The organism is Nocardioides pyridinolyticus (assembly GCF_054653575.1).
The window spans coordinates 1-202 of record NZ_BAAIFY010000125.1; the positions used below are offsets into that span (position 1 = coordinate 1).

Below are 202 nucleotides of genomic sequence, written 5' to 3' on the forward strand. Positions count from 1 at the left end.
TGTTGCCGCTGGTGCTGGAAGCGGCCGAAGTTGATCAGCTGAAGGCGTGGGCGCGGCGGCCGAAGACCGCTCAGGCGCTGGCGTTGCGGTCTCGGATCGTGCTGCGCTGCGCGGCCGGTGAGGGAACCGACTCCAACACCGTGATCGCCGATGAGCTCGCGATCGGGCGGGGCACGGTGGCCAAGTGGCGGGCCCGGTTCCT

1 pseudogene is annotated in these 202 nt (G+C 70.3%); it reads left to right on the forward strand.

Features of this window, described 5'->3' with window-relative positions:
* Window positions 1–202, forward strand: a pseudogene (locus ACYQ0U_RS22925) (IS630 family transposase); the annotation flags it as partial.